Source organism: Pseudomonas sp. Sample_16, from assembly GCF_004307665.1.
Classification (GTDB): domain Bacteria; phylum Pseudomonadota; class Gammaproteobacteria; order Pseudomonadales; family Pseudomonadaceae; genus Aquipseudomonas.
On the sequence record NZ_RCOB01000196.1, the window covers coordinates 33,522 to 39,784 of the forward strand.

The 6,263-nt window shown below is 61.0% G+C and carries 6 protein-coding genes; 3 read left to right on the forward strand and 3 right to left on the reverse strand.

What is annotated here, in order from left to right; all coding sequences use genetic code 11:
* Positions 1 to 32: 32 nt before the first annotated feature.
* Entirely contained in the window at positions 33 to 602 is a 570-nt protein-coding gene (locus D8U69_RS25775) for a GNAT family N-acetyltransferase (RefSeq protein WP_130908441.1), read from the reverse strand.
* A gap of 77 nt (positions 603 to 679) precedes the next feature.
* Here D8U69_RS25775 and D8U69_RS25780 point away from each other — a divergent pair, with 77 nt between their 5' ends.
* Entirely contained in the window at positions 680 to 1,600 is a 921-nt protein-coding gene (locus tag D8U69_RS25780; RefSeq protein ID WP_130908442.1) for a histone deacetylase, read from the forward strand.
* A 297-nt stretch (positions 1,601 to 1,897) separates the two neighbouring features.
* A complete protein-coding gene (locus D8U69_RS25790; RefSeq protein ID WP_130908443.1) occupies positions 1,898 to 3,139 on the forward strand; it encodes a TIGR03862 family flavoprotein in 1,242 nt (413 codons plus the stop codon).
* Between the two features lie 130 nt (positions 3,140 to 3,269).
* Here D8U69_RS25790 and D8U69_RS25795 read toward each other — a convergent pair whose 3' ends face one another.
* Both D8U69_RS25795 and yedA read right to left on the reverse strand, forming a co-directional pair.
* Positions 3,270 to 4,607 (reverse strand): DEAD/DEAH box helicase, encoded by a 1,338-nt coding sequence (locus D8U69_RS25795; protein ID WP_056855722.1) that lies wholly within the window; start codon positions 4,605 to 4,607, stop codon positions 3,270 to 3,272.
* Between the two features lie 78 nt (positions 4,608 to 4,685).
* Positions 4,686 to 5,618: a drug/metabolite exporter YedA gene (yedA, locus tag D8U69_RS25800; RefSeq protein ID WP_056855723.1), complete on the reverse strand. Its 933-nt coding sequence runs from the start codon at positions 5,616 to 5,618 to the stop codon at positions 4,686 to 4,688.
* 166 nt (positions 5,619 to 5,784) lie between these two features.
* Between yedA and D8U69_RS25805 the strand changes: the two genes are divergently transcribed.
* Positions 5,785 to 6,234: an Lrp/AsnC family transcriptional regulator gene (locus D8U69_RS25805; RefSeq protein WP_056855724.1), complete on the forward strand. Its 450-nt coding sequence runs from the start codon at positions 5,785 to 5,787 to the stop codon at positions 6,232 to 6,234.
* Positions 6,235 to 6,263 lie beyond the last annotated feature (29 nt).

The following is a 6,263-nucleotide window of genomic DNA, read 5'->3' on the forward strand; positions in this document are numbered from 1 at the left end:
TCATGGGGTCCATTGTAAACGTCCGTGTCAGGTTATCCATGCAAGGTTTGCAGCCATTGTTCACGGCTGATGCGGTACAACACGTGATGACGCAGGGGATGATCGACGGCAAGCTTGGGGTGATCGAAGTCATCGGCCGGATCGTGATGCATACCAATCGCCTGCATGACTTTCTGCGACGGCAGATTACTGTCAGCGGTAAAGGACACGACTTCGCTCAGCAGCAAGCGGTCAAACCCGCAGCGCAGAGCGGTCCACGCCGCTTCGCTGGCGTAGCCAAGGCCCCAGTGCTCGCGAGCCAGGCGCCAACCGATTTCGATGGCCGGGGTAAACGGTGCCTCGAAGCCGACCACGCCCAGCCCGGTGAAACCGATGAATTGCCCGGTATCCTTGCGCTCCAGTGCCCACAGGCCAAAACCGTGCTCGGCGAAATGGCCACGGACTCGCCCGATCAATTCAGCACTTTCCAGTCGGCTCAAGGGCGCCGGAAAATAACGCATGACCTGAGGATCGACGCACATCGCGGCAAATTCCGGCAAATCGTCATCACGCCATTGGCGCATCAGCAATCGCGCGCTTGCCAGTTCAAGTATCGGCTCCATCGTGCCCTCCCCCCATTTCCATGCCGCCAGTCTACAACGCTGGTAGGATCCGTCTCTCATTCCCGATTGAAATCATCATGCCGTTGCCGTTGATCTACCACGAAGACTACAGCCCCGAGTTTCCGGCGGATCACCGCTTCCCGATGGACAAGTTTCGCCTGTTGCGCGATCACCTGGTGGACAGCGGCCTGACCCGCGACGCCGATCTGCTGCGCCCACAACTGTGCCCGCCAGAGATTCTTGCCCTCGCCCATGACCCTTCGTATATCGAACGCTACATGAGTGGCGAGTTGTCCCGTGAAGATCAACGGCGCCTTGGCCTGCCCTGGAGCGAAGCGCTGGCGCGACGCACGGTGCGGGCGGTCGGCGGTTCGCTGCTGGCGGCCGAGCAAGCGCTGGAACATGGGCTGGCCTGCCACCTCGCCGGCGGCACTCACCACGCGCATTACGATTACCCGGCGGGTTTCTGCATCTTCAACGACCTGGCGGTGATCAGCCACTACCTGCTGGAGAGCGGGCGTGTGAATCGGGTGCTGATTTTCGATTGCGACGTGCATCAGGGCGATGGGACTGCTCGGATTCTGCACAACACTCCAGAGGCGATCACCGTTTCCCTGCACTGCGAGAAGAATTTTCCTGCACGCAAGGCTGAAAGCGATTGGGACATTCCGCTGCCCAATGGCATGGGCGATGCCGATTACCTGAAGGTGGTGGACGATGCACTCAACTACCTGTTGCCGCTGTATCAACCCGACCTGGTGCTGTACGACGCCGGGGTCGATGTGCACAAGGACGACGCCCTCGGTTACCTGAAACTGACGGACCAAGGCGTCGCCGCCCGCGATGAAAGCGTGATGCGCCATTGCCTGGGCCGGGATATTCCGGTGGTCGGCGTGATCGGCGGCGGCTACAGCAAGGACCGGCACGCCCTGGCCCGACGTCACGGTATCCTCCATCACAGTGCGCAACGCGTCTGGCAGTCATCAGGTTGTCACTGACCTGTGGATGCTTTACCCACAATGCCTGTGGAACCGCCTGTGGATAACCTGAGTGAAAGGGACTACAGGCCATGCTGGGCATGGGCTACAGACCCATGATCATTTTTTGACCAGCCTTTCAAACCCACCACAATCCCCTGTGGGAGCTGGCTTGCCAGCGATGAGGCCGGCACATTCAACATCTTCATTGACTGGATGTCCGCTATCGCGGGCAAGTGGAGTCGTCGCACCGCCGCTCCCACAGTTATCGCGTACTGCTAGAATGCGCGGCTACTTCGCCACACCGCAGCCCTCATCATGACTCAACCGAACGCCTCCCCCCCTTCTCAAGTCGCCATCATCGGCGGCGGCCCTGCCGGGCTGATGGCGGCCGAAGTGTTGAGCCAGGCCGGGGTCAAGGTCGACCTGTACGACGGCATGCCCTCGGTAGGCAGGAAATTTCTGCTGGCCGGTGTCGGTGGCATGAACATCACTCACTCCGAAGCCTACCCGGCGTTCCTCTCGCGCTATGCCGAACGCGCACCGCACATGGCGCCGTTGCTGCGTGGCTTTGGCGCCGATCAGCTATGCCAGTGGATTCATGAACTGGGCATCGACACCTTCGTCGGCAGCTCCGGCCGGGTATTTCCCACCGACATGAAAGCCGCGCCGCTGTTGCGCGCCTGGCTCAAACGCCTGCGCGACAGTGGCGTGGTTATCCACACCCGTCACCGCTGGCTCGGCTGGAATGCCGACGGCAGCCTGAACGTTTCCAGCCCCGATGGCGATAAAAGCCTGACACCCGATGCGACCCTGCTCGCCCTCGGCGGCGGCAGTTGGTCGCGCCTCGGTTCGGATGGCGCGTGGATGCTGGCGCTGGAGCAGCACGGTGTCGGACTGGCGCCCTTACAACCGAGCAATTGCGGCTTCGAGGTGCAGGCCTGGAGCGCGTTGATGGTCAGCAAATTCGCCGGCACCCCGCTGAAAAACATCGCTATCGGCCTCAACGACGACGTGCCACGGCTCGGCGAATGTGTGATTACCGCCACCGGCATCGAGGGCAGCTTGATCTACGCCCTGTCGGCGCCGATTCGCGAGGCGATCAACCTGCACGGTTCGGCAACCATCCACATCGATCTTTTGCCCGGCCGGCCTGTGGATAAAGTTCAGGCAGCGCTGAGCAAATCCCGTGGCTCGCGGTCGATGGCCAAGCATCTGCACAGTCAGTTGGGCATCGACGGGGTGAAAGCGGCACTATTGCGAGAATTGACCACGGCCGAAACCTTCGCCAATCCAGCCCTGCTGGCCAACGCCATCAAGGCATTGCCGCTGACACTGGTGAAAACGCGGCCATTGGACGAAGCCATCAGCAGTGCCGGTGGTGTGTTGTTCGAAGCGATGGATGAGCGCTTGATGCTCAAGCAAATGCCTGGGGTGTTTTGCGCCGGAGAGATGCTGGACTGGGAAGCGCCGACGGGCGGCTATCTGCTCACCGCGTGTTTCGCCAGTGGGCGGGCGGCGGGGATCGGGATGGTGGAGTGGTTGCGGCGCAAGGGTTAAGCATCTTCTTGATCGTTCCCACGCTCTGCGTGGGAATGCAGCCCGGGACGCTCTGCGTCCCTTTTCAAGCCGAACGCGGAGCGTCCGTAGAGGCATTCCCACGCAGAGCGTGGGAACGATCATTACAGGGTCAAGGCTTACGCTTGCGCGGCCCGGTATTGAACACCGGGACTTTTCGCACAGGCTTGATCGAAGGTTCCGCTGGAGCAACTTCCCCGCTGTCCACCCACTTGCCAAGATTGCGCTTGCCGCCACCACCCGAAGCCTTTGGCTTCTTCGGTTTCTTCGGCTTTTTGATCACCTGGCCACTGGCATCGGTGTCCGGCACGCGGTGCTCGGGTTCGAAGTCAGGTTCGTTCTGACGCTTCAAGGTCTGACGGGTCAACATCTCGATGGCCGACAGCAGATTGACCTCATCGGCACACACCAGGGAAATCGCCTCGCCGGTCGAGCCCGCGCGGCCGGTACGGCCGATGCGGTGGATGTAGTCCTCAGCGACAATCGGCAAGTCGAAGTTGACCACCAACGGCAAGTCTTCGATGTCCAGGCCACGGGCTGCGACGTCTGTCGCGACCAGGATCTGCACTTCACTCGCCTTGAAACGATCCAGTGCACGCTGACGGGTCGCCTGGGGTTTGTCACCGTGGATGCCGTCGGCGTTGATGCCCAGACCCTGAAGTTTTTCCACCAGCGCGTCCACGCCGTTGCGGGTCTTGGCGAACACCAGCACTTGCTTCCACTTGCCTTTGCGCATCAAGTGCACGAACAGTTCCGGCTTGCGCTTTTTGTCCACCGTCACGATCCACTGCTTAACAGTGTTGGCTGCGACGTTGCGCGGGCTGACTTCGATGCTCAGCGGGTCGTTGAGCATCTGCCCGGCCAGCAGGCGGATGTCATCGGAGAAGGTCGCGGAGAACAACAGCGTCTGACGTTTCTTCGGCAGCGCGCGGTAAATGTTCGCCAGCTCTTCGGAAAAGCCTAGATCGAGCATGCGGTCGGCTTCGTCCAGTACCAGGGTTTGCAGCTGGTTGAACTTCAGCGCGTTCTGGCGAAACAGGTCGAGCAAGCGGCCCGGGGTCGCCACCAGCAGGTCGACGCCGCTGCGCAGCTTCATCATTTGTGGGTTGATGCTGACGCCGCCGTATACCGCGTAGGTGCGCAACGGCAGGTTTTCGGCGTACTGGCGCACGGCTTCGTGCACCTGCTCGGCCAGCTCGCGGGTCGGCACCAGGATCAGCGCGCGGACCGAATTGGCAGTGACTTTCGGCCCTTCCATCGCCAGCAGTTGCAACAGCGGCAGCGCGAAACCGGCGGTCTTGCCGGTGCCGGTCTGGGCAGCGGCCATCAGGTCGCGACCGGCCAGCACCGCCGGAATGGCTTGCGCCTGAACCGGCGTCGGAGTCTGGTAGCCGAGCGTCTCAAGGGAGCGCAGCAAGGGTTCGATCAGGCCAAGGGTGGCGAAAGTCATGGGAATACCGTAGGAAAATTCAGCGCGGGTTGTTCAAAGCAAGTGTGCAAAACATGATGCAATGCCGCGCAGTTTACCCTAATTCACACGGGATTCTGTCGGTACTGCCGTCACCACCACCGGCCGCTCTGGCGTACGACGCCACTGCGGCAGGCCAATCAGCACCACAGCGCTGATGATCACCGCCATTGCCAGCGCTTCCTCGATACCGATGGTCTCGCCGACGAAGACAATCCCCAGCAACACTGCCACTGCCGGGTTGACGTAGGCATAACTGGTGGCCGCTGCCGGACGCACATGCTTCAACAGGTACATGTAGGCGTTGAAGGCGATGATCGAACCGAACACGGTCAAGTAGGCCAACGCAGCCCAACCTTCAATCGGCGGCAGCTTTTCCAGGTGTTCCCCGCTGACGGCGCTGGCGATCAGCAACACGACACCGCCCACCAGCATTTCCACGGCGCTGGCCATTGCGCCTTGAGGCAGCGGCAAGTGTTTGCTCCACACCGACCCGAAGGCCCAGGTGGCCGCTGCAAAAATCAGCAGCGCCGCACCCAATGGGCTCGACTGCAGGTTGGACCCCAGGTTGAGCATGGCGATGCCAATTATCCCGAGCACAATCCCGGCCCATTCGAGACGGGTATTACGTGCGCCCCAGAAATATCCGCAGAGCAAGGTAAACAGCGGCACCGTCGCCACCGCCAGCGCTGCGACGCCGGAAGCAACGCCGGTGTGTTCCGCCACAGTCACCGCGCCGTTGCCACAGGCCAGCAGCAAAATCCCGATGATCCCGGCAGCTTTCCATTGCGCCCAGGTTGGTGCCGGTGCGCCGCGCCAGCGTAAATAGGCGTACATCAAGGTCCCGGCAATAACGAAGCGAATCCCGGCCAGCAGCAACGGCGGCCAGTACTCCACGCCAATGCGGATCACCAGATAGGTCGACCCCCAAATCACGTACAACGCGAAAAAGGCTGCGATCAGCGGTAAAGGGAAACGACGTAGGCCAGGCATGGGACGACTCACAGGCAAGACAAGTGAACGGCTATTCTAGAAAGGCGGACGACGAAAAATAAGTTACAAAACTTGTTTAAAGCGCCGGTACACTTTTCAAAGCACGGAGTTGAGCGCTATATACCGTGTTTTCGAAAGCCGGCCTTTTTTTCCAGGAGTCGTCCCGATGGATAAGTACGACCGCATGCTGCTCAGCGCCCTGCTGGAAAACGGCCGTGCGTCCTACGCGGACCTGGCGCGCAAGGTCAACCTGTCCCCCCCGGCCGTGGCCGAGCGCGTGGCCAAACTCGAGGCCAGCGGCGTGATCACTGGTTATCAGGCGAAAGTCGACATGGCCAAGCTTGGCTTGCCGATCCAGTGCGTGATCGAACTGCGCCTGAACCAGCACGGCAATCAAAAGGCCTACGACGACCTGATCAAAATCCCGCAATTGACCGAGTGCCACCGCGTAACCGGTGACCCGTGCGTGATCATGCAAGCGGCGGTGGGCTCGATGCCGGAGCTGGAAGAGCTGATCAACCGGATCGCCACGTTCGGGTTCAGCAAGACCTCGATTGTGCTGTCGAGCGCCATCGAAAAGCGCGTGCCGTTGGGGCAGTTGGAAGGAAAACCCTGATCAGATCGTTCCCACGCTCTGCGTGGGAA